We start from the raw sequence: 21,079 nt of genomic DNA on the forward strand, positions 1-21,079 counted from the left end.
AATAAGATCCAGTAACGTATCTTATATCGGTTCACACAGCAGCCTATGGGAGAGCAAATGCAGCCGCTTCTGACGATTTCGGACCGCGCTGCGACGATGAAACCTTCCGCCAGCATCGCGGCGAAGAAGATCGTCGCCGATCTCCAGGCAGCCGGACATCAAATTGTCGATCTCACGATCGGCGAACCCGATATCGCGACGCCGGCGCACATCATCGACGGGGCGATCTCGGCAATGCGCGCCGGGGCGACGCATTATACGGCCTCGGCCGGCGAACCGGCGTTAAGGCGCGCTATCGCGGCGGCCATCGAGCGGGAAAAGGGACTGGCGTGCGGCCCCGACAATATCGTCGTTGGGTGCGGGGCCAAGCAGCTGATCTTCGAGGCCTTCGCCGCGACGCTGAACCCGGGCGACGAGGTCATCATTCCTGCTCCCTATTGGGTCTCCTACCCCGATATCGCCTTCTTGCACGGCGGCCGTCCGGTGATCGTGCGCTGCGGGCAGGATGCCGGGTTCAAGCTGACCCCCGCGATGCTGGAGGCCGCCATCACGCCCCGCACGCGCTGGCTCGTGCTGAATTCCCCGAACAATCCGACCGGCGCGGTCTATTCGCGCGAGGAAATCGGCAAGATCGCCGAAGTGCTGCATCGCCATCCGCATGTCTGGGTGATGACCGACGAGATTTACGAGCATCTCTGCTATGACGGCGCGCGCGCCCCCAGCCTCGTCGAGGTCGCCCCCTTTCTCTTCGAGCGGGCACTCGTCATCAACGGCACATCGAAAGCCTATGCGATGACCGGCTGGCGCATCGGCTACGCCGCCGGCCCCAAGCCGTTGATCGATGTCATCGTCAAGATGATCAGCCAGAGCACCACCTGCGCCAGCTCGGTCGGCCAGGCAGCGGCGCTAGTCGCGCTGACCGGCGATCAAGCCTGCGTCGGGGAGGCGACTGCAATGTATCGGGCGCGGCGCGACCGGATGCTCGCGATCCTGGCCGACGCGCCCGGGCTTGATCTTTATTCACCGTCGGGCGCCTTCTATCTTTATGTCGGCGTATCGGGCTTGCTCGGCCGCACGACGCCGGCAGGGAAGCTTATCGAAACCGACCTCGATTTCTCCCTCTATCTTCTGGAAGAAGCGAAGGTCGCGGTGCTCGACGGCGGCGCCTACGGCCTCTCACCCTTCCTGCGCCTGTCATTTGCAGCGTCGCCCGCCGCGGTCGAGGCGGGGAGCCGGGCAATCGTCGCGGCGTGCAAGGCCCTGATCGGGCAGCCCGGGCTCGCGGCGATAACCGCGCAAGCCGCCGCATCGGAGGATGTCGTCAATGGATAGAAGCTCACCCGGCGCTACCGATTCCGGAACGCTCGCAAATTTGGTCGCAGCGTTCAAGCGCAGTTCGACCGCGATCATCAGCGACAATCTCGACAGATTGCCTGGCGCCATCGGCATTCGGCCCTTTCATCGGGTTAAGGATGTCATGGCCGGTCCCGCGCTGACGGTCCGGGTGGCCGCCGGCGACAATCTGGCGATCCACAAGGCGCTGGATCTCGTTAAGCCTGGCGATGTGGTCGTTGTCGATGGCGATGGCGATATCGGCCGTGCCTTGGTCGGCGAGATCATGATGACGATCGCTCAGGTCCGCGGCGCGGCGGGCTTCGTCATCAACGGTGCGATCCGCGATCGCAATGCGTTCACGCAATCGGGCTTCCCGTGCTTCGCGCGTGCCGCCATCCATCGCGGGCCATTCAAGAACGGCCCCGGAGAAATCCACGCGAAGGTGTCGATCGGCGGTCTGATCGTCGAACCCGGCGACATCGTCGTCGGCGATGACGATGGCGTCGTCGCGTTTCCGCAAGCGATCGCAGCGGACCTCCTCAAGGCCGTGCACGCGCAAGAAGCCCGGGAAGAGCAAATATTGCGCAGCATCCGCGACGGAAGCTACACCGGCGCCTATGGCAAAAAGTCGTAGCGGCGAAGCCTGGCCGCCGACTGACCGCCCCGGCAAATGCTCGCCGCTTACGGTCTGAGCCTAGCCGGGCATCGCCTGTTCGAGGCGGTATCAGCGGTAGGTCTCTTCCTCCCACCAGGGGAAATAGTCTGGCATGTCGCGCGTGACCAGGTCCGGAAAACGGGCTGCGCGTTTCTCGAAGAACGCCGCAACGCCCTCGGCGGCGTCGTCGCTGTTGCTGCGTGAAAACACGCCGCGGCTTTCGACGCGGTGCGCCTCCATCGGGTGGCTCATCCCCAGGCCGCGCCACAACATCTGCCGGGTCAGCGCGATCGAAACCGGCGCCGTGTTGTCCGCGATCTCGCGCGCGAGGGCGTGAGCCGATGCCAGCAGATCCTCTGCGCGATGCAGCCGCGATACCAGCCCGCCGTGCAGGGCTTCCTTTGCATCGAATATCCGGCCCGTGCAGCACCATTCCAGCGCCCGGCCGATACCGACTATCCGCGGAAGAAAATAGGATGACGCCCCCTCCGGCACGATCCCGCGCCGCGCGAATACAAATCCGAAGCGTGCGGTTTCGCTGGCCAAGCGGATGTCCATGGGCAACAGCATCGTTGCGCCAATGCCGATCGCAGGCCCGTTGACGGCCCCGATGACCGGCTTCTTCAGCTCGAATATCCGCAAGGTCATGCGCCCGCCGCCGTCGCGCATCGCATCCGAACTATAATCGATACCTCCATCGGGTGTCCGCAATTCGGAATCGACGCCGACCTTGAAACCATCGACGCCCTCGCTGATGTCCGCACCCGCGCAGAACGCCTTGCCGTCCCCCGTGACGACCACCACGCGAACATCGTCGTCCGCATCGACGCGGTCGAACGCATCGATCAGCTCACGCATCATTTCGGCGGTATAGGCATTTAATTTTCCGGGACGGGAGAGAGTGATCGTCGCGACGCCCGATGCCACATCATATCTGATCGTGTTGTACGCCATTGCGTTCTCCCTTATGGCTGGCTTCGAGCGGGCGAGTGAACCGAAGTTTCATGATGTTGCCGGCGCGGAGCCCGCGAGCGCGGGCGCGTCTTGGGACGCACGTTGATCTGCCTCGGCACCGTAACGCCTGGCAAGGACCGCGCAGGCGATCAGTTGGATCTGGTGAAACAGCATCAACGGCAGCAGGACGAGGCTCAGCTGCGGTCCCGGAAAAAGCAGGCTCGCAATCGGCAAACCGCTGGCAAGCGACTTCTTCGATCCGCAGAACTGCAAGACGATCCTGTCCTCGACCGGCAGCGACAGCAGCCGCCGCCCGATGAAGCCGGTCAGGATGAGGATGGTAGCGAGCAGAAGCGTCAGCAGGACGATCAGGGCCGACAGGTCCGACAGGCCCACCCCGCCCCAGACATTCTCGACCATGCCCTTGGAAAAGGCGACGTAGATGATCAGCAGGATCGAACCGCGGTCGGCGTAACCTAGGATTTGCTTGTGGCGCTGGATCCATGCGCCGATCCATGGCCGGAAGAGCTGGCCTGCCACAAACGGCGCCAGCAATTGCAGCATGATGTCACCGAACACGTCGAAGGACAGCGCGACGCCGCCGGTCTGGAGAAGCCAGCCCACCAGCAGCGGGCTGATGAAGACGCCGAGGATGTTCGATAGCGAAGCGGCACACAGCGCGGCCGCGACATTGCCGCGGGCAACCGATGTGAACGCGATCGACGATTGCACGGTCGACGGCATCAGACACAGGACCACCAAACCCGTCAGCAACGCCGGCTGGAGAAGATCCGCCATGAGATGACCGAGACCGACGCCGAGCAGAGGAAACAGCGCGAAGGTGCATAACAGAACCGCAATCTGTAGCTTCCACTGGATGAAACCCGCGACCGCCGCCTTCGGCGAGAGCCGCGTGCCGTAAAGGAAAAACAGGAAAGCGATCGCGATATCGGTCGTCGTCGCGGCGATCGCCGTCCCTCTTCCGTGCACCGGCACCGCCGCAGCCAGCGCGATCATCGCCAACATGAGTGCGATATAGGGATCGAACAGTTTGAGCATCTTCTTCATCGCTTGTCCGCTCGCCCAAATTCGGTTAATTGTAAATGGCGATAACTGAGGTTACTGTTATCGGATTATGGAATGATCGGGCAATGTTGGATTCCCTTTGGCTGCAGAGCTTCGTTGCCGTTGCGCGGACGCTCAATTTCACGCAGGCAGGCGCGAGCCTGAACTTGCGGCAGTCCACCGTCAGCGAGCATATCCGGAAACTCGAAGTGGCCTGCGGGACGCGGCTGTTCATTCGCGACACACATTCGGTGAGGCTTACGCTCGACGGCGAAGCGATGGTCGGCTTTGCCCGGACGATCCTCGACACCAACGACAGGGCCTTGCGCCATTTCGCGCGCGCAGATCTCAGCGGATCGGTGCGGCTGGGCGTGACCGAGGATGTGGTCCTCGCGGGGTTGCCCGAGCTGTTGCGGCGCTTCACCGCCGAACATCCTCGCGTCCGTCTCGAACTGACCGTCGGTCTCAGCGAGAATGTGCGGCAAGCGCTGGAACTCGGCCTGCTCGACCTTGCCTTCGTCAAGCGGAGAGCTGGCGAGCAGAAAGGGGAACTCGTCTGGCGCGAGCCGCTGATCTGGATCGCCGCGCCCGGTTTCGACTGGGATCCGGCGCAGCCGGTTCCGCTGGTCCTTCTGGTGCCGCCCGCGATCACCCGGACCGCTGCGCTAAACGCGCTCGAGAGCGTCGGCAGCAGCTGGCAGGTTGTCTGCACCAGTGAAGCCCAGAGCGGAGTCCATGCCGCTCTCGCGGCCGGCCTGGGGATCGCACCGCATGCGCGGTCGCTCGTACCGCCGGGCCTGACCGAAATTTCATCGAACGAGTTGCCCCCGCTCGGTAATGTCGAGTTCGTGGTGTTGGCCGGGGTCCAGGGACGCCGCGATCCGGCGCGCGCATTGGTCGATGCGATCAAGCAGAATGGGTCGCTGCTACGCCGCACAGGCGGACGGGCCCGAGATTCCGGCAGGCAAGATGCTGGCCCGGCGGATCGCATGATGCTGCAGCATGAAGAATGAACGCATGCCCCGAACATTTGCGCCGCCGCCCCGCATCCATTTCTCGGGCCAATCTCCCTTCGGCACCGCCCGGGAAGCGGAAGAAATTTACAGTCTCGTCTCATCGGTTCTGGCCAGCGCGCTCGCCGGCATCGACCATTCCCTGCTCGGGATCATCAAGCTCGAGACGCTGAGCGGAGGGCGTAGCGGCGCTTATGTCTTCAAAGCCACACCGCTGGCGACTGATGGCCGCACGCGCGGCGGCGTCCCGGCGGCGGTCAAGGTAGCACCACTCGATGCCGGAACATCCGAACGGGCCAACTACGATCAGTTCGTCCGGCCACTCCTGCCGCCCCCGTACCGGCCCGATCTGCGCGGCTTTGCCACAGCGCATCATCGCGCCGCGCTGTGCTATTCCTTCGTCGGAGATGGCGAGAGATCGCAGACGCTGACCGATCGCCTCGCTGCCGGGGATCTGGCGGCCCTTGACGTGGTCCTGTCGTCCACGTTCGAAACGCTGCGCGAATGCTGGTACGATGCCAGCCAGGTTCAAAAGGCGGGCGTGGCGCGATATTATCTGGAGCGCTATTTCGGGAACCTCGTTTCGGCGACCGCAACCGAAACGATCCTGTTCGGTCATGCCGCGCGATATTTCGATGCGCAGCAGCGCGCCGGAGGATATCGGATAGACAAAATCATCTTCCCTTCCATCTGCGACGCGCTCCTCGCGGGCGGCGACATGCGTCCCTGTACGAGCTGCATTCTTCACGGGGACCTGAACTCGGATAATGTCGTCCTGGATCGCGGCGGGACGCTCGCGGCACTGGTCGATTTCCAGCGCACCGGATACGGACATGTCTTCCAGGACCTTGCGTCACTCGAAGCGAGCGTGCGCATCAACTATCCTGCGCCTGCCAGCTTTGGCGACATCCTGGAGATCGAACGGCTGATCGCTCGCGACGACCCGGCCATACGCGGAAACTCCTATGCGATGGCGATACGCGGCATCCGCGATACCGCCCGTCGGTACTTCCGCCTCGAAGAAGCGGCTGGCACTTACCAATGCGCTGTGGCGGCGATCGGGCTGAGGTTGATGAAGGCCACCGACCTGACCGATGCCGCGCGTGCCAGATTGGTCGCCAGCACGCTGTGGTCCGCGCGGATGCTTGTGCAAAACTGAAATATCCCATTTACCAGCCGGGCTTTGGGTGAGCCGCAAGCGCATGGGACAGGGATGGGCCCGTTTCATCTCTCAGCCCCTCTCCCCGCCGGCGCGCTCACCGCAAAAGCGCCGCGACCACAAGGATCATGCACCCCTTTGCGGCCCAGGAGCGGGACCGCAAAGGGATGAGACGCCATCGATCAGAATGAGGCGCCGAACTTCAGGCCCCACAGCCGCGGTTCAGCCTGCTGCGTGATCAGCGCGCCTGCACCGATGTTGGAGTCGCTGATCCCGACGAAATAGGCCTTGTTGAAGACGTTGGTCACAAATGCCTGGACATTGTAGCTCTTGTCCTTCGATTCCCATAGGAAGCGGAAATTGACGAGACCATAGGATGGTATCGTTGCCAAGGGATCGTTGTTCAGTCCGGAATTCTGCTTCGCCTGCGCGCGCGCTTCAGCCTGAAGCGTGAAGACGCCGAGGTCCCCTGCCGGAATATGATGCGCGATCTGGGCACTCAGATTCCATCTGGGCGTCGAAGGGAGCGGCCGCCCTTCCAGCGGGACGATGCCCAGCCGCGGCGTGCTGAAGACGATGTCGGAATCCGTAATTTCGGTATACAGGAGCCCGCCCGACAATCCGAAATCCCACCGTTCACTCGGCGCATAGTTCATCTCGAGCTCGGCGCCGTAAATCTCGGCCTTGCCGACGTTGAGGAAGCGCGTATTCAAAATCGGCGTCTGTGGCTGGCTGGGATCCGGATATTCCACGACCGTCAGCAATTCCTGCTTGCCGTCGAACAGATAATAGAAGCCCGCCAGATTGAGCGTCAGCGTCCGATCAAAGAACCGGTTCTTGCTGCCGATTTCAAAGGCATCGACATGTTCCTGACCGACCGGACCGGTCTTGGCGGCATTGATGGCGGCACTGCCCCCGGTGTAAAACACGCTGTAACCGACGCTCTTCGCGCCGCGCGAATAGCTTGCGTAAAGACTGTTGTCGGAGGTCGCTTCCCAGGTCAGGCTCACCCGGCCTGTCACGTCTTTCGTCACCGGGTCGGGGTCGGCAACCGCCGCCCGCACATCGACGACGGGACCTGGTCCGACCGGGCCGAGCCTCGCCTCCACCAGTTCCCGGTTCTCGATCGTATAACGGGCACCGACCGACAGGGTCAGTCGATCGGCGAATTTCCAGTCGGCCTGACCGAATACTGCTCCCGACTTGGTGTCGATGCGTGCATTTGAAGGGATCCGAGCCGCGGTCGCACCCGTATCGGTACGAATATTGAGGATGCTGGTACTCTTCTTTTCGTCCTGATAATAAAAAAGCCCCGCAACCCAATTGACCGCGCCGGCCTCGCCCTGCAGCCGAAGTTCCTCGCTGAATTGCTTGGATTCGTTCTGAAGTTGCACATAGACGCGCTGGGCAAGGGTGCTGGGCGTGGACCCGCCGTCGCCGTCGACGCCGATCCGGGATTTGAACTGCGTATAATTCGCTACGTTGATCAGCGACACGCCACCCAGATCGGTTTCGAATTTCGCGGTGATCGAAGTCAAATTTTGCCTGATCGCCAGCTCGTCGCGATTCAGTTCAGTGATCGCGTCGCCGGCGCGGCGCCCGTCCAGCGGCGGCTGGCCACTCTGGACAATCCGGTCGAAGCATTTGGCGGCCAGGATGTCGGCACGCGCGCAAATCACATTCTGCGTGCCCGGCGGAGGAGCCGTCCGGCTCTCCCAGATGCCCAGTCCATAATTCGGCGTCGATTCCGAATCGGTTTCGGAATGCGTCACCTGCAGGCGCAGTGACGTTGCCTCGCCAATATCGAAATCGGTCGTGCTGCGCAGGCTCCAAACCTCCTTGCGTCCCAGCTTCTTCAACGCGCCAGGCAGCGTCGCGCGGTTCGTGTAATGGCCGTCATGCGTTTCGAACTGCCCGGCAAGCCGGGTCCGGACATTGTCGCCGAGCGGACCACTGATCGCGGCGTTGACCGCCACCCAATTGTCCGAGCCGTAGAGCACACTGGCCTTGCCGGTAAGATCTGCGGTGGGCGATGCCGAAACGAACTGGACGAGGCCCCCCGTCGTGTTGCGACCGAACAAAGTCCCTTGCGGGCCGCGCAGTACTTCGACGCGCTGGACGTCGAACATCTGTCCGGCGAGACTGTTTTCGTCGCCGAGATAGATATCGTCGACGTAGACGGCGACCGAGCTTTCGTTCATGCGCGCTGTCGAGCCGTCCCCGCGGACGCCGCGGATGCTCAGGTCCGGCGCCGCATTGGCGCCGCGCTCGAACGTGATATTGAAGTTCGGCGTTTGCTGGCCGATCGAGGTAAAGGTCGACAGGTTAAGATTCTCGATTTTTTCCGCGCTCACCACGCTGACCGAAATCGGCACGTCGATCACGGCCTGTTCGCGCCTCTGGGCAGTGACGACGATCTCGCCGCCATCCTGCACGCTGCTTTCCTGGGCGGATGCCTGGCCGCCGCCGGTAAGCGACGGGAGGGCGATTGTCGCTCCCGCGAGAAGTGCCGCAATTATTTTACGAGATGAACGGCTCTTCGAACCAGTTTCCAGAAAAATCGGACTCATGATACCTCCCGTTTATTATATATACTTCAGATATATGTTATATTGACCGTACAGAATTAACGTACCGGGCCTTGTTTATCGTATTATTTGAACGCCTATTTGCCGTCACCTGCGCCGATCCACCCGAAAATGCATCAAACCGTCGCGCGACCCTGATCGCCGATCAGCTCGGCCTCGGCCGCCTTGACGATTCCGCCAACCTGTTCGACCTGCATCGTCCGCCCCTCGGTCCTCGGATGGACACCAAAATGAGCCGCGAGCTCGATCCGCAATGCCCCCCATTTGGACTTGTTGCGGACGTACCATTTTCCATCGATCTTGATGTCGTCGTCATACTGCTCCTGCAGCGCGACGATTTCGCCCCAGAAGTCGATCTCCTCCTGTGGCGGTGTGAAGACCCGGTTGACCAGTTCGATATATTTCGGCTCGGGCGTACATAGCGCGCCGAAATATCCGAAACTCCTGTTCTGTATCAGGAACTGCTCCAGACCATCCATGTCGTGCATGGCATTCCAGTTCGAACAGATCGGCCACTGCATCCCGGCAGCTCTGGTATCGAGTACGATCTTCTGCCGGATATACAGCGTTTCCGTGCACTCCCGCGTCCATTGATAGCCGATCGACCGCGCCGGATCGCCGTTGGTATTCGTCGCGGACAGCATATATTCGACGCGCTCGCTGGCCTTGACGATATCGTAGGCGAACCGATGCCCGCTCGCCGATTCCGGCAGCGGAAGAATACAGATCTTTCCAGGCTCCAACCCCGCCCGCGCCTCGAACAATGTCAGCAGATAGTCGACACGTTCGATCTCGGCGGCGCTCTCGACCTTGGGCAGCATCACGCCGTAAAGATTAGGGCAGACGATCGCCTCGAGATCGGCAAGAATAGCAGGGTCGTGCGCGGTAGCTGTCCGCACGAACGTGGGCTTGAGGGATCCGCACTCGTCGATCACCTGGCGAATATTCTTTCGCGCCACGGCTTTCAGATGGTCGGGGCAATGGTCTTCAAGCTCGTGAGTCACGGCGTCCGAAGCGGAGAGATAGGCGGTTTTCAGTTCTTCAAGGCTGTCACCCTCCTTGAGATTCAAGCAGACAGATCTCAACGGACGTCGGTTTCGGGCCATATTATTGACCCCTGCGCCGCGACTGGGGGTTCGCCTGCAAGGAACAGCGCTTTTCGGCCGGATGCGAGATCCGCTCGTTACGCCGTTGCCCAAAGATAACCATGATCGTTGTCATAACCTGCACAATCTCCGCACCTGATGGTCAGCACCCGATGCATTGATGACGTATCACCGTAAATGGCAATATATATTGCAGTTAAGATCGCACTATATTACATATATGATGCCACTTAATTTCTATACTTTTCCTTATATATCGTCTGATTTGATTTTCAGAAAACAATATCAATCTATACCATATAGATACTTATATCGATATGGTGAAATCTTTAAATTGAAATGAAGGAATGAAGTCTATTCCTTCGTCCAATATTCCATCGCGTCGCCATTGAAATCGGGGTCACCGGCCAGATAGAATGCATCCCATTTGGGTCCATTCGACAGCTCCCAATGCTCGACGGCGATGCCATCTTCGAACCGCCACGCTCCCATTCCGTCGCGCTCCCAGACATGGCCGTCGCGCGTCGTGCGCGACCGGAAGTGGAGAATACCGTAGTTGTCATCCGCCAGAATCTGATGGATCGCGATGATCGACACGTCGCCGCCGTCGCTCAGGGACGAGCGGCGACGGGCATAAGCCTGCATGAATGCCATGCCCCCTGTCGTGGCCAGGCGCACGCCGCCGGTATGGACGATAAGGTCCGGGGACATCCGCGCCATATATTTGGCGACATGCTCGGCGTGACGGCGATCTCGTTGCTCGGTTGTCAGGCTTGCATCTGCAGGATCGGATTGTTGGTCGATCCCGTACATCTCGGCAAGCCAGAGCGCGTTGGGATGGTCAGGTGTCAGCATGATAGTCCTTGATCTCAAGTCCGTTGTGAATGGCCCGCTTCTGCTCCATTGGCGCGGCCGGTAAGCCGCTCTCCCGCAGGCGCAGGTTACGCTGACATTCGCTTTCGGGGTCGGTCGGAATGAATTGCCAGCGCTTGCCTGCGAGGTTCTGGTTCGCCTCCGCAAAAGGACGATATTCCGCCTCGTAGCGGGCGAAGGCAGCGGCAGGATCGTCGAAGTGGCGCGCCAGTTCGCCGGCGAGGACATAAGCCCCGGCCAGGGCGAGGCTGGACCCCTGTCCCGTTATGAAGGACGGCGCATGAGCAGCGTCGCCGGTCAGGGCGATGCGTCCCTTCGACCAAGCCGGCATGCGGATCTGACTGACCGTGTCACAATAGGCGTCATCCGCGCGATCGAGCTCCTCGAGCAGGCGTGGAATATGCCAACCGTCCTCCCCGAAATGCGCCCTGAACCGCCGCCGCTGGAAATCGACGTCGCGTTCGGCCGCCGAGGGCATTTCATCGGCCGCCACGGTCAGCAAGGCCGCGATGCGATCGTTGCTTCTGAGGCTGCTGAGGCCCGCCATACGACCGACCGTCGAGAAGACCTGCTGCTCGCGATCGAGGCCAAAGATGTTCGGGAGGGTGAATCCGATGAAGAAATAGCCGAGATGGCGAACGAATGCGTCCTCCGGCCCAAGCGCGAACCCCCGCGTCGAAGAATGCAGCCCGTCCGCGCCAATCACATAAAGATAGCGCTCCCGCCGGCCGGACTTGAACTCGACCTCGACCGCGTCGCCGCGGTCGTTGAGAGCGACGACATGATCGTTGAAGTGATAGGTGCAGCGATCGCGCGTTCGCTCATAGAGCAGCATCGCCAGGTCGCCACGCGGCACTTCGACGTCAAGGCCCTGGGTCCCGCCGCTGAACTCCTCGGGGCGGAGCGCCACGATCGCTTCTCCGCCACGATCGAACAGCGTCAGTGCCTCGATATCGAGATGGGCGCGCCGCAACTGGTCGGTCATTCCCATCCTGTCTGCGACGATCATTGCCGAGCCACGAAGATCGATGGGATAACCTCCGCCGCGCACTTCGGAAGAACGCTCTACGATCTCGACGTCGAAACCATATTCGGCGAGCCAGTAGCCGAGGGTCGGACCCGCGATGCTCGCCCCGGAGATCAGAATTTTCGAACCACAACTCGGCACGCCTGGTCACCTTCGATCCGTCAGTCCGCAGCCATCCGGCGGCGGACACCCGCGACGACCATCGTCGCACTTGCTCCTGCGCACAGGCAGCGAAGCAGGGCTTGCCCTTCGCTTCCCGCGCGCTATCCTCTGATATAAGAGTTGCTAGTGCATCTTATTTCAATCGTCAACTAGGATACTTGAATGAGTCTTAAATCGGTCACCGAGGCGAAGGAAGCAGGAGATCCCGTCGTCAAAACGCGGCGCCGGGGTGTGGCGCTCGAAGGCGCGCTGCTGGAGGCAGCATGGGCCGAGTTGCTCGACGGCGGCTATTCAGCCTTCACCATAGAGGGCGTGGCGCTGCGGGCGCGCACCAGTCGCCCGGTCATCGCGCGCCGCTGGTCCAGTCGCGGCGATCTCGCCATGTCGGCATTCCGGCATCATATCGAGAGCCACCCGCTGACGGTCCCCGACGAAAGCGATATCCGCACTGAACTCGTCCATTATATCGTCGAATTATACGAGCGCGACTTTCCGCTTGCGATGATCATGTGGACACAAATGGACGAATATTATCGCGAGCAAAAATCCTCGCCCGCGCGCTTTCGCGAGACCCTGCTCGCGGGCCGGGTGTCGGCGGTCCGATTCCTTTTGGAACGAGCGGCTGAACGCGGCGAGGTCGATGCCGGCAAGCTGACCGAAATGGTCATGTCCATCCCTGCGGCATTCCTCGCCTATATCACGGCGACACAATCCGATATCGCCATCCGCGCTGCGGTCGAGGAGATGGTCGACAGCATCCTTCTCCCGCTGGTGAGGACGAAAAGCCAGCCGTGACGAGGACAAGGTGACGGATGTTTAAACGGCAACTGGCAGCGCAGAAGGCGGCTCCGCGGCACCCCGGGGTCGGCCTTCTGGCCCGAGGCGCAAAGCCAGTCATCATCGTGAGGCCTTGACGATAAGATTCCTTAATGTATCTTATTGCGCACACATGCTGCACGGGATGAGATACACCGAAATGCCCCCCCTTTGCCTTGACCATGTCACGCTCAGCAGCGGAGACATTGAAAAAACCGTCTCTTTCTATAGCGACATCCTCGGACTGCGGCCCGGCTTCCGGCCTCCGCTCGAAGCCAATGGCGTCCGGGTCGGGGGCGTGTGGCTCTATCCCGACGGCGGCACTTATCCGATCCTGCATATCATCGATCGCAAGCCCGAGGACGGACCGACCGGCGCTTTCCATCATTTCGCGTTTCGCGGCACCGGGCTGCTCGCTTTCCTCGACCATCTTCGCGGCCGTGCGGTCGAATTCAAGGCTGCGCCCGTCGCCGATACGGCCGATACCCAGGTCCATTTCTTCGACCCCAATGGCGTCAAGATCGAGATGATCTTCGCCGATCGTGTCGACCCGTCGCTGCTGAGCTGACCGGCATGACCGCCGGCCCGGACTTGCTGTCCCTCGATTATGCCCTGCCCTATCCGTCGCGTCGCCCTCCCGCGATGGGCCGTGCCGCGATCGCTACGTCGCACCATCTCGCGTCGATCGCGGGCATGGACATGCTGGCGATGGGCGGCAATGCCGCGGATGCAAGCATCGCCGCCGCGATGGTCCTTACCGTGGTCGAACCCACCGGGTGCGGGATCGGCGGCGATGGCTTCGCCATCTTGTGGGACGGCAAAGAACTGCACGGTCTCAACGGCTCGGGGCGATCGGCGGCGGGCTGGACGCCCGAATATTTCCAGGGCCTGACGGCGATACCGGAGCGCGGCTGGAATTCGGTCACCGTCCCGGGTGTGGTTTCGTGCTGGATCGCGCTGTGGGAGCGGTTCGGCTCGCTGCCGCTCGAAACCATCGCGGCGCCCGCGATCCGCCATGCGCGCAGCGGCTTTCTGGTCACACCGACCATTGCTCGCCTGTGGGCCCTCGGCGGGCAGATGCTGAGGGAACAGCCGGGCTTTGCTGCATGTTTTCTTCCCGGTGGCCGCGCCCCTCGGGCGGGCGAACTGTTTCGCTCCGCCGCCCATGCCGCGACGCTCGAGACGATCGCCGCGACCCGGGGGGAGGCATTTTATCGGGGGGCGCTCGCCGATCGCATTGTGGCCGACGCCGAAGCACATGGCGCTGCGCTCAGCCTCGCCGATCTCGGGGAACACCGCGCCGAATGGGTCGGCACCATTTCACAGCGCTTCGCCAATGGCATCGTTCACGAACTGCCGCCAGCCAATCAGGGTCTGGCAACATTGATCGGCCTCGGCATTCTGGAAGCGGCCGGCTGGGAGCCGTCGTCACCCGACGATCCGCATCAGCTGCATCTCGCGATCGAGGCGACCAAGCTGGCGTTGGCCGACGTCTATCGACATCTGACCGACGTCGATGCGATGCGATTGGCACCCGAGGCGTTTCTCGACCCGGCGTATCTGCGCGAGCGCGCGAAGCTGATCGATCCCGATCGCGCCAGCGATCCCGGCCATGGCGAACCGCGGCCCGGCGGCACGGTCTGTCTCGCGGCGGCGGATGACAGCGGGATGATGGTGTCGTTCATCCAGTCCAACTACAAGGGTTTCGGATCAGGCATCGTCGTTCCCGGTACCGGCATCGCGCTGCAGAACCGCGGCGTCGGCTTCACGCTCGAGCCAGGACATGTGAACCAGGTGGCGCCGTGCAAGCGCCCCTTCCACACGATCATTCCGGGCTTCGCCACGGATCTCGAAGGCGACCCGCTCATGGCGTTCGGTCTGATGGGCGGACCGATCCAGGCGCAGGGCCATCTACAACTTGCCCTCAGGATTCTTGGCTATGGGCAAAACCCCCAGGCCGCCGCCGACGCGCCGCGCTGGCGCATCGATGCAGGGCGCCGGGTCGGTATCGAACCGGGCACCGATCCGGCGCTGATCGAATATCTCCGCGCCCGCGGGCACGATATCGTCAGCGAAGAACTGGACGCCACTTTCTCCTTCGGCGGCGCCCAGATCGTCCTGAAAACGGGCGATGGTTATGTTGCGGGATCCGATCCCCGCAAGGACGGCCAGGCCCTTGCGCGCTGAAGGGCGCTTCTTCCGACAGCCTCCCATTCCTCATATCCAAGGATTCGGTATCGTGACAATTGCTCCCCCCGCACGCACCCAAAGCAGATTATATGGCTGGTATGTCGTGGCGGTGCTGATGCTTTGTCAGACACTCGGCGCGATGGACTCCAAAATCCTGTTCATCCTCGTCGAGGCTCTCAAGCGCGACCTTCTCCTGAGCGATACCCAGATCGGTCTGATCACCGGGCCGGCCTTTTCGCTCACCTATGCGATCAGCGCGATACCGATCGCCAAACTCTCCGATCGCGGCGTCCGCGTCCACGTCATCGGCGGCGCGATCGTTTTCTGGAGCGCACTGACGGCGATCGGCGGCCTTGCGACGGGCATGAAGTCATTGCTCCTTAGCCGTGTCGGCGTCGCGGTCGGCGAAGCGGCGCTGACGCCCGCGGCCCACTCGATCATCGCCGATTACACCGACAAGGGGTCGCGGCCCAAGGCCATTGCCATCTATTCGATGGGGCTCGCGATCGGTACCTTCCTCGCGCTTTCGCTCGGCGGCTACCTCAACGACCAGATCGGATGGCGCAACACGCTTTTCATCGTCGGCGCCACCGGCATCGTCCTGTGCATATTGTTGCTCACCACCGTCCGCGAGCCCCTGCGCGAGCAGGCGACCGGCGCGCGGGAGCTGCCCAAGGGCAATCTGCGCAGCCTTCTCGGCAACAAACCCGTCCGCAACCTGATGCTCGGCGGCGCCGTGCTGGGGATCAGCTCGGGAGCGCTGGGCAGCTGGGCACCGGCCTATGTGATGCGCACCTTCGGGCTCAGCGCGACGGAGACGGGCGCCTCATTCGGAGCGGTTGCTGGGGGGGTCGCGATTCTGGGCATATTGGGCGGCGGCTTCATCGGTGGGTGGCTGGCGAAGCGCGGTCCCCGCACCGCGTACAATGTGCTCGCAGCCGCCTTCGTCGTCGCGATGATTGCCCAGATCGGCTCGCTGCTGACGAGCAACTATCAACTGTTCATCGTGCTGACGGCAATCAGCATCTTTCTGGTCGCATTCTACCTCGCGCCGACCTACTCGACGATCCAGTCCGCCGTGGACCCAAGCGCGCGGAGCTTCGCCGCGGCTGTGACGATGTTCTTCATCAGCGGCGTGGGCATGGCATCCGGCGCGTTCGTCTGCGGTTTGCTCAGTGACCTGTTCCAGCCCTATTACGGCGCAGACTCACTGAAGGCCGCACTCCTGATCCTTTCACTCTTCAAGCTCTGGGGTGCGGTACATTATGTCCTGGTCGGTCGTCATTTGGTCGACAGTTGAGCTGCGCGGGCAGCCCGTATACGCGGCAACCCTCTTTTGCATCGGCATAGCGGCGAGGTTCATTGCGCCGCCATCGAAAGGCCTTCCGATGCCTGGAGAGCTCGAGCTAACACAGCGCCCAAGCCGACGTCCCCGTTGGCAGCGCACAAAGTGCAATGGTTCTTGGTTGCCAAGGGAGTTAGCGATGAGCGGTTATAATAGTCCGAATCCAGGAACGCGGTGAACGGGTTCCGATCGGGAATTCTTAGGTATACCGCCGCATCGAGATGAAACGTGTCGCGTCCGCATGTCGAGACCGCCGACGTTGAAAGATGGCCGTAACCGCGCCGTTCCCTTGAGGGCGGTTTAGGGCCGAACCGGTTTATCTTCGATGCACAGTTTTGCCTTCCTCTCCTCAAAACGATATCCCCCCACGAAGCTGGCCGGGCCCTCATGGCTGCGCTACGCTTTTGGTCCGCTGTTCCGGAACAGCGTCGACGATCAGGTACGCCGGGCCGCTCGTGCCGAAAACGGCACTGGCAACCGGCTCTCAAGCTGGCGTTAGCCGAGACCCATACGCCGCACCGGCAATCATTTTCGATCGCCCACCGACTGAACATTGGTACGCTGGTTACAGTCACGGCCGGCAGTTTCCAGCATTGGTCACCGCGCCGAATAAGGCGCGGGGTACAGCGCCGGTTACGGATATTACGCAGTCGATGCGGACGAGAATTGCTCGTTTCTCGCGCGAATGGCTTCCTCCGAGCTGGGCACAAACGTATCCAATCCGAACGCGACGGCGCCCTGCTGGACCTCCGCGATGAAGCGCCGCAGCCCGTTGTTGTACGCTTCGAAGGCGAGAGCATGGTCATCACCATATTGTCCTAACGCCTCGGCCAGGGCGGCGGCCCCGATGATTGCCAGCGACCCGCCCATTCCTGAAGCGGGAGAGGCGCAGTACGCTGCATCGCCGACCAGGGCGACGCGCCCCTTCGTCCAGGACGGCATCTTAACCTGCGAGAGCTTGTCGAAGTAGAAATTCTCCGAGGATTTTACCTCCTCAAGCAATTCGGGGGTCCGCCAGCCCATGTCGGCAAAGCGGTCAAGAATGACGCGCCTTTTATGGTCCGGATCCCGCTGATCGGCGATGGTATCGTTATCGGTACGAAAGCATAGCACAATGTCGGTCTTGTCCTCATATGAGTTCAGCATCACCGTTCTACCAGGAACGCTGTAGACCTGCGTTGTATTTGGCTCGATAATGCGCTTGGCCACGATCGAGATCGAAAAGCAGGCCCCCAGGAACTGGCTGTATTGCGACTCCGGACCAAAAATCATGGTTCGAACCGCAGAATGATTTCCGTCGCAGCCGAGCACGAGAGAGAAGGCGCGCTCGGTCCCATCGGCAAAGCGCGCGCGCATTTCCTCTCCGCTGTCTTCGAGGCCGGCGACGGTCATTCCGAAACGTATGTCGATCCGCCCCTCTACTTCCCTGAGCAAGATGGCGAGCAAGGCATCGCGATCGATCTCATAACCGTCCATGCCACCGTCCTTGGCGACCGAGGCGGGCGGGAGCGACGCCTCGGTCACGTCGTTCGCATTCTTGAATTCCGTCGCTCTCGGCGGCAGGCTCTGCGCCTTGATGGCATCGAGAATGCCCATCCGCGCCGCGATATCGATCGTGCGATCGCGAATGTCCACGGGCGTGCCCCCGAGCCGCAAGCCGGTGGCGATTTCGACGATCGTGACGTCATAGCCGAGCCTGCACATCCAATATGCCATCGAGAGGCCCGCAAAACTTGCCCCGACGATCAGCACATTTCGGCCGGCGGCCGCGATCGCGTTATCTTGCTTTTTCATAAAGCCACTCACAATATATTCGATAAATGATCATATCGAATCAATATATGTACTCAGTACGTATTGAAGGTGACAGTTAGCTCATGTCAACGTCTTTCGACCGTCGAACCCGCAAGCGCTTGGCGACGCGCCAGAGCATCTCGGACGCGGCAACCAGGCTGTTCAACGAACGGGGGTTCGATAAGGTCACGGTGGACGAGATCGCGGAGGCCGCCGATGTCGGGCGCATGACCGTCTTCAATCACTTCCCGCGAAAAGAAGACATGTTTTTTGATCTCAATGACGAGGGATATGCGGATTTGCGCGCTGCGCTGCGGCAACGCGATCCCGGCATCAGCCCGCTAGAGGCTCTAAGGCTGTTTGCCCATCGGATCATCGCGGAGGGCCGGCCTTATATTTGCTTTTTCGATGGAAGTGAAAGGTTCATGCAGACGATCGCGGGAAGCGAAACCCTGAAAGCCCGGGGCAGAGCCATACGCGACGAACTTACGGCCCTTGTCCAGGTGGAGCTCGCAGAGGCCGTTGAGCGCGATCGAACGGATCCCGACGTACATCTGACCGCCGCTCTGCTGCTGGCGACGTGGGCGGCCGCCTTCATGGAGGCGCATCGGACGTTTGCACAGAAGCACGATAGCGAGGAAGCGCGAAAAACCTTCCTCGCCATCGTCGATCGGGGAACCCGCGGCGTCGAAGCTGCCGTATCGGATACACCCTATAGTCGGGTTGAGGCGCGTCGGGCAGCGACGAGCTAGCGCCATTTTGTGGAAGAGATGCCTCGATTTTTGCGGCGCCGCGCGGAACAGCGAAAGTGTCTCGAACGATCTGCCCATGTTCGCCCGAAAAAAGAACGCCGTGGCCCGGCGCATCCACCACGCGCTGGACGCGCTTTGCGCCCCAGGGCTCGCGAGCTTTCCGATAGAGGACGGGGCGTCCACCCTGCCATATTCCCATAAGAAGCTTGGATCATTGGTATAGATAATTATGAATATACCGAAACTTGACACTGAATAACCGTCCATTCAACAGCGAACCAATAGATCGGGCAGCGCGATGTAAAAGATGCGCCACCAAGGCATTTCGGGGTTTGACTGTCGGTAGGTCAGCTTGGCGTCGAAACACTGCCAGCCCGGGAAGCCATCAACCCGGCCGGACGCCGACACCGGGTCAAGGCCCTCCCATCCAGCAAAAGGTGAAACCGTCATGAAATTCGTGCGCTTCCTTCTGGATATTCCGCGTATCGGCGCGGTGAAGGATGACGGCATCGTCGATCTCGTGGCTGCCGGTTCGCGGTGGCAAACCATTCGCGAGATCGCCGGGGCCGGAAAGGACGCCATCGACGAACTCGCCGATCTGGTCGCGAACGCCGATGCGTCGCTTCCGCTGGCGGATGCGACGCTGCTTGCGCCGATCGAGCGTCCGGGCAAATATCTTGCCATCGGAATGAACTATGCCACGCATCTCGAAGAGGCCGCCAAGCTCGGCATCGCGCGCTCCGAACACCAGATATGGTTCAACAAGCAAACGAGTTGCATCGCCGGTCCGTTTGATGAAATCGATCCGGGCGTCACCGAAAAGCTCGACTATGAGGTCGAACTCGCCGCGGTGATCGGCAAGTCGGCGAAGGGCGTCACCAGCGCCGAAGCGCTGCAGCATGTTTTCGGCTATTGCGTCGCGAACGACGTATCTGCGCGCGACTGGCAGTTCCACGCCCCTACCTTTACCATGGGCAAATCGTTCGATACGCATGGCCCGATCGGTCCTTGGATCGTCACTGCGGACGAGGTTCCGGACCCCCAGGGCCTCGCCCTTCGTTGCTATGTGAACGGAGAGCTGCGCCAGGAGAATAATACGATCGCCATGATCCACACGCTTGCCGAACAGATCGCCTATCTCTCGACCGCCTTCACACTCGAGAGCGGAGATCTGATCGCGACCGGAACCCCCGAAGGCGTCGGCGTTGCGCGCGAGCCGCCCGTCTTTCTCGCGCCGGGCGACGTCGTGCGATGCGAGATCGACGGGATCGGGGCAATTGAGAACCGGGTGGCGCAGAATTGACCGAAACCCAAGGAGCAAGCACATGGCGGTTCAGGCAATTATCGCGACTACGCTCGCACTTCCCGATGTGGCGCCGGGCACCGACCCGCTCGCGGGCCCGACTTCGCGGGTCAGCAGCGGCGCACCATTCCCTCCGCACGCTGCCGAGGCTGCGATGACAGATTCCGCCGGCTGCCCCAGTCCATGCGTTGCGGTCAACCGACGCAAGACTTTCATCGATGCCGGGCGTGAAGCGTTCTTCGCTCATGGCTATGCTGGCGCGACGATGTCGTCGATCGCGGCGACAGTCGGCGGATCGAAGACGACGCTCTGGACATATTTCCCATCAAAAGAGGAGCTCTTCACAGCAGTCGTCGAGGATCTCCTGAAGCAATATGGCATGCCCCTGTCGAAGGACCTTCCGCTCGACGAACCAGTGGCCGATGTCCTCGCCCGGTACGCAGAGACGTTGATGTCGATGCTCATGTCCCAGCCGATGCTCGATCTCTACCGACTTGTCGTTGGCGAAGCAGCACGCTTTCCGCACCTTGCCCAGACCTTTTACGAGCTTGGTCCGAAGCGCGGCAAGGAACGGCTTGGCGTCTATTTCGCCGCGCTGATGGAGCGCGAAGTGCTGCGCCGCGGACTGCCAGCGACCGCGGTCTCGCAGTTCATCGGGTTGTGCCAGCCGGCGCGCTACCAACTTGCCATACTTGGTCTCGAAGCGCGGGAAGCGCCCCTCCCACCGCGCGAGGAACTCGCAGCCGCGATCGAGACGTTCCTTCATTACTGGGGCGCACCCGGCGCCAAACCGGCAGGACCCCGTCCAAGCTCGGCCAGTCGAGGTCAATAGCGCTTCAAATAAGTCAAATAAGCTCGATCAGAAAACCCGGCAGACGCCGGCTTTCGGCTTTCATGATGTCGACAATCGGCTCGCCGACTCCGCGCCAAAGCTGGAGAATT

18 protein-coding genes and 1 pseudogene are annotated in these 21,079 nt (G+C 61.5%); 11 read left to right on the top strand and 8 right to left on the bottom strand.

Annotation, left to right across the window (positions count from 1 at the left end):
• Window positions 1–57 precede the first annotated feature (57 nt).
• Window positions 58–1,332, top strand: coding sequence for an aminotransferase class I/II-fold pyridoxal phosphate-dependent enzyme (locus tag FHR22_RS11355; RefSeq protein WP_166942164.1), 1,275 nt, complete (start codon window positions 58–60; stop codon window positions 1,330–1,332).
• Window positions 1,325–1,969 (top strand): RraA family protein, encoded by a 645-nt coding sequence (locus FHR22_RS11360; RefSeq protein WP_208417623.1) that lies wholly within the window; start codon window positions 1,325–1,327, stop codon window positions 1,967–1,969. Before FHR22_RS11355 ends, FHR22_RS11360 begins: the two co-directional genes overlap by 8 nt.
• A gap of 90 nt (window positions 1,970–2,059) precedes the next feature.
• On the opposite strand, the gene FHR22_RS11365 is transcribed toward FHR22_RS11360, so the two are convergent.
• Window positions 2,060–2,944: a crotonase/enoyl-CoA hydratase family protein gene (locus tag FHR22_RS11365; protein WP_166942170.1), complete on the bottom strand. Its 885-nt coding sequence runs from the start codon at window positions 2,942–2,944 to the stop codon at window positions 2,060–2,062.
• A 48-nt stretch (window positions 2,945–2,992) separates the two neighbouring features.
• A complete protein-coding gene (locus FHR22_RS11370; RefSeq protein WP_166942173.1) occupies window positions 2,993–4,012 on the bottom strand; it encodes a bile acid:sodium symporter family protein in 1,020 nt (339 codons plus the stop codon).
• Between the two features lie 83 nt (window positions 4,013–4,095).
• On the opposite strand from FHR22_RS11370, the gene FHR22_RS11375 reads away from it, so the two are divergent.
• On the top strand, window positions 4,096–5,022 hold the full coding sequence (locus FHR22_RS11375) for a LysR family transcriptional regulator (protein WP_166942175.1): 927 nt from the start codon (window positions 4,096–4,098) through the stop codon (window positions 5,020–5,022).
• Window positions 5,012–6,181 carry a phosphotransferase gene (locus FHR22_RS11380; protein WP_166942178.1) on the top strand — a complete coding sequence of 390 codons (1,170 nt, stop codon included), beginning with the start codon at window positions 5,012–5,014 and terminating at the stop codon, window positions 6,179–6,181. The genes FHR22_RS11375 and FHR22_RS11380 overlap by 11 nt, the downstream gene beginning before the upstream one ends.
• Window positions 6,182–6,363: 182 nt before the next feature.
• On the opposite strand, the gene FHR22_RS11385 is transcribed toward FHR22_RS11380, so the two are convergent.
• The 5 genes and pseudogenes from FHR22_RS11385 to FHR22_RS11400 all read right to left on the bottom strand — a co-directional run bounded on the left by FHR22_RS11385 (window position 6,364) and on the right by FHR22_RS11400 (window position 11,916).
• On the bottom strand, window positions 6,364–8,040 hold the full coding sequence (locus FHR22_RS11385; RefSeq protein ID WP_243853652.1) for a TonB-dependent receptor: 1,677 nt from the start codon (window positions 8,038–8,040) through the stop codon (window positions 6,364–6,366).
• Window positions 8,041–8,295: 255 nt separating this feature from the next.
• Window positions 8,296–8,751 (bottom strand): annotated as a pseudogene (locus FHR22_RS22770) (TonB-dependent receptor plug domain-containing protein); the annotation flags it as partial.
• A 134-nt stretch (window positions 8,752–8,885) separates the two neighbouring features.
• Window positions 8,886–9,839 carry an HpcH/HpaI aldolase/citrate lyase family protein gene (locus FHR22_RS11390; RefSeq protein WP_166942184.1) on the bottom strand — a complete coding sequence of 318 codons (954 nt, stop codon included), beginning with the start codon at window positions 9,837–9,839 and terminating at the stop codon, window positions 8,886–8,888.
• Window positions 9,840–10,229: 390 nt separating this feature from the next.
• Window positions 10,230–10,730 carry a hypothetical protein gene (locus FHR22_RS11395; RefSeq protein ID WP_166942187.1) on the bottom strand — a complete coding sequence of 167 codons (501 nt, stop codon included), beginning with the start codon at window positions 10,728–10,730 and terminating at the stop codon, window positions 10,230–10,232.
• Entirely contained in the window at window positions 10,717–11,916 is a 1,200-nt protein-coding gene (locus FHR22_RS11400; RefSeq protein WP_166942190.1) for an FAD-dependent monooxygenase, read from the bottom strand. Before FHR22_RS11400 ends, FHR22_RS11395 begins: the two co-directional genes overlap by 14 nt.
• 183 nt (window positions 11,917–12,099) lie before the next feature.
• On the opposite strand from FHR22_RS11400, the gene FHR22_RS11405 reads away from it, so the two are divergent.
• From FHR22_RS11405 to FHR22_RS11420, 4 genes are all read left to right on the top strand, one after another.
• Window positions 12,100–12,732, top strand: a complete 633-nt coding sequence (locus tag FHR22_RS11405; RefSeq protein WP_166942193.1) for a TetR/AcrR family transcriptional regulator — start codon at window positions 12,100–12,102, stop codon at window positions 12,730–12,732.
• A gap of 166 nt (window positions 12,733–12,898) precedes the next feature.
• On the top strand, window positions 12,899–13,321 hold the full coding sequence (locus FHR22_RS11410; protein WP_166942196.1) for a VOC family protein: 423 nt from the start codon (window positions 12,899–12,901) through the stop codon (window positions 13,319–13,321).
• A 5-nt stretch (window positions 13,322–13,326) separates the two neighbouring features.
• Window positions 13,327–14,940 (top strand): gamma-glutamyltransferase family protein, encoded by a 1,614-nt coding sequence (locus tag FHR22_RS11415; RefSeq protein ID WP_166942199.1) that lies wholly within the window; start codon window positions 13,327–13,329, stop codon window positions 14,938–14,940.
• 52 nt (window positions 14,941–14,992) lie between these two features.
• A complete protein-coding gene (locus FHR22_RS11420) occupies window positions 14,993–16,243 on the top strand; it encodes an MFS transporter (RefSeq protein WP_166942202.1) in 1,251 nt (416 codons plus the stop codon).
• A 687-nt stretch (window positions 16,244–16,930) separates the two neighbouring features.
• Here FHR22_RS11420 and FHR22_RS11425 read toward each other — a convergent pair.
• Window positions 16,931–18,082: an FAD-dependent monooxygenase gene (locus FHR22_RS11425; RefSeq protein ID WP_166942205.1), complete on the bottom strand. Its 1,152-nt coding sequence runs from the start codon at window positions 18,080–18,082 to the stop codon at window positions 16,931–16,933.
• A gap of 83 nt (window positions 18,083–18,165) precedes the next feature.
• Between FHR22_RS11425 and FHR22_RS11430 the strand changes: the two genes are divergently transcribed.
• From FHR22_RS11430 to FHR22_RS11440, 3 genes are all read left to right on the top strand, one after another.
• On the top strand, window positions 18,166–18,834 hold the full coding sequence (locus FHR22_RS11430) for a TetR/AcrR family transcriptional regulator (RefSeq protein ID WP_166942207.1): 669 nt from the start codon (window positions 18,166–18,168) through the stop codon (window positions 18,832–18,834).
• Window positions 18,835–19,282: 448 nt separating this feature from the next.
• Window positions 19,283–20,137, top strand: coding sequence for a fumarylacetoacetate hydrolase family protein (locus FHR22_RS11435; protein WP_166942209.1), 855 nt, complete (start codon window positions 19,283–19,285; stop codon window positions 20,135–20,137).
• Between the two features lie 22 nt (window positions 20,138–20,159).
• The gene (locus FHR22_RS11440; RefSeq protein WP_243853654.1) at window positions 20,160–20,969 is read left to right on the top strand and encodes a TetR/AcrR family transcriptional regulator; all 810 of its coding nucleotides are present in this window, start codon (window positions 20,160–20,162) and stop codon (window positions 20,967–20,969) included.
• The last annotated feature ends 110 nt before the right edge of the window (window positions 20,970–21,079 follow it).

It is taken from the genome of Sphingopyxis panaciterrae, from assembly GCF_011762125.1.
Classification (GTDB): Bacteria; Pseudomonadota; Alphaproteobacteria; order Sphingomonadales; family Sphingomonadaceae; genus Sphingopyxis; species Sphingopyxis panaciterrae.

Excerpts from the sequence above, each read along its gene's own strand:
- FHR22_RS11435 (WP_166942209.1), top strand. The coding sequence starts at position 19,283 with ATGAAATTCGTGCGCTTCCTTCTGGATATTCCGCGTATCGGCGCGGTG.
- FHR22_RS11355 (WP_166942164.1), top strand. The coding sequence starts at position 58 with ATGCAGCCGCTTCTGACGATTTCGGACCGCGCTGCGACGATGAAACCT.
- FHR22_RS11425 (WP_166942205.1), bottom strand. The coding sequence starts at position 18,082 with ATGAAAAAGCAAGATAACGCGATCGCGGCCGCCGGCCGAAATGTGCTG.
- FHR22_RS11375 (WP_166942175.1), top strand. The coding sequence starts at position 4,096 with ATGTTGGATTCCCTTTGGCTGCAGAGCTTCGTTGCCGTTGCGCGGACG.
- FHR22_RS11430 (WP_166942207.1), top strand. The coding sequence starts at position 18,166 with ATGTCAACGTCTTTCGACCGTCGAACCCGCAAGCGCTTGGCGACGCGC.
- FHR22_RS11370 (WP_166942173.1), bottom strand. The coding sequence starts at position 4,012 with ATGAAGAAGATGCTCAAACTGTTCGATCCCTATATCGCACTCATGTTG.
- FHR22_RS11360 (WP_208417623.1), top strand. The coding sequence starts at position 1,325 with ATGGATAGAAGCTCACCCGGCGCTACCGATTCCGGAACGCTCGCAAAT.
- FHR22_RS11415 (WP_166942199.1), top strand. The coding sequence starts at position 13,327 with ATGACCGCCGGCCCGGACTTGCTGTCCCTCGATTATGCCCTGCCCTAT.
- FHR22_RS11380 (WP_166942178.1), top strand. The coding sequence starts at position 5,012 with ATGAAGAATGAACGCATGCCCCGAACATTTGCGCCGCCGCCCCGCATC.
- FHR22_RS11395 (WP_166942187.1), bottom strand. The coding sequence starts at position 10,730 with ATGCTGACACCTGACCATCCCAACGCGCTCTGGCTTGCCGAGATGTAC.
- FHR22_RS11410 (WP_166942196.1), top strand. The coding sequence starts at position 12,899 with ATGAGATACACCGAAATGCCCCCCCTTTGCCTTGACCATGTCACGCTC.
- FHR22_RS11440 (WP_243853654.1), top strand. The coding sequence starts at position 20,160 with ATGGCGGTTCAGGCAATTATCGCGACTACGCTCGCACTTCCCGATGTG.
- FHR22_RS11365 (WP_166942170.1), bottom strand. The coding sequence starts at position 2,944 with ATGGCGTACAACACGATCAGATATGATGTGGCATCGGGCGTCGCGACG.
- FHR22_RS11405 (WP_166942193.1), top strand. The coding sequence starts at position 12,100 with ATGAGTCTTAAATCGGTCACCGAGGCGAAGGAAGCAGGAGATCCCGTC.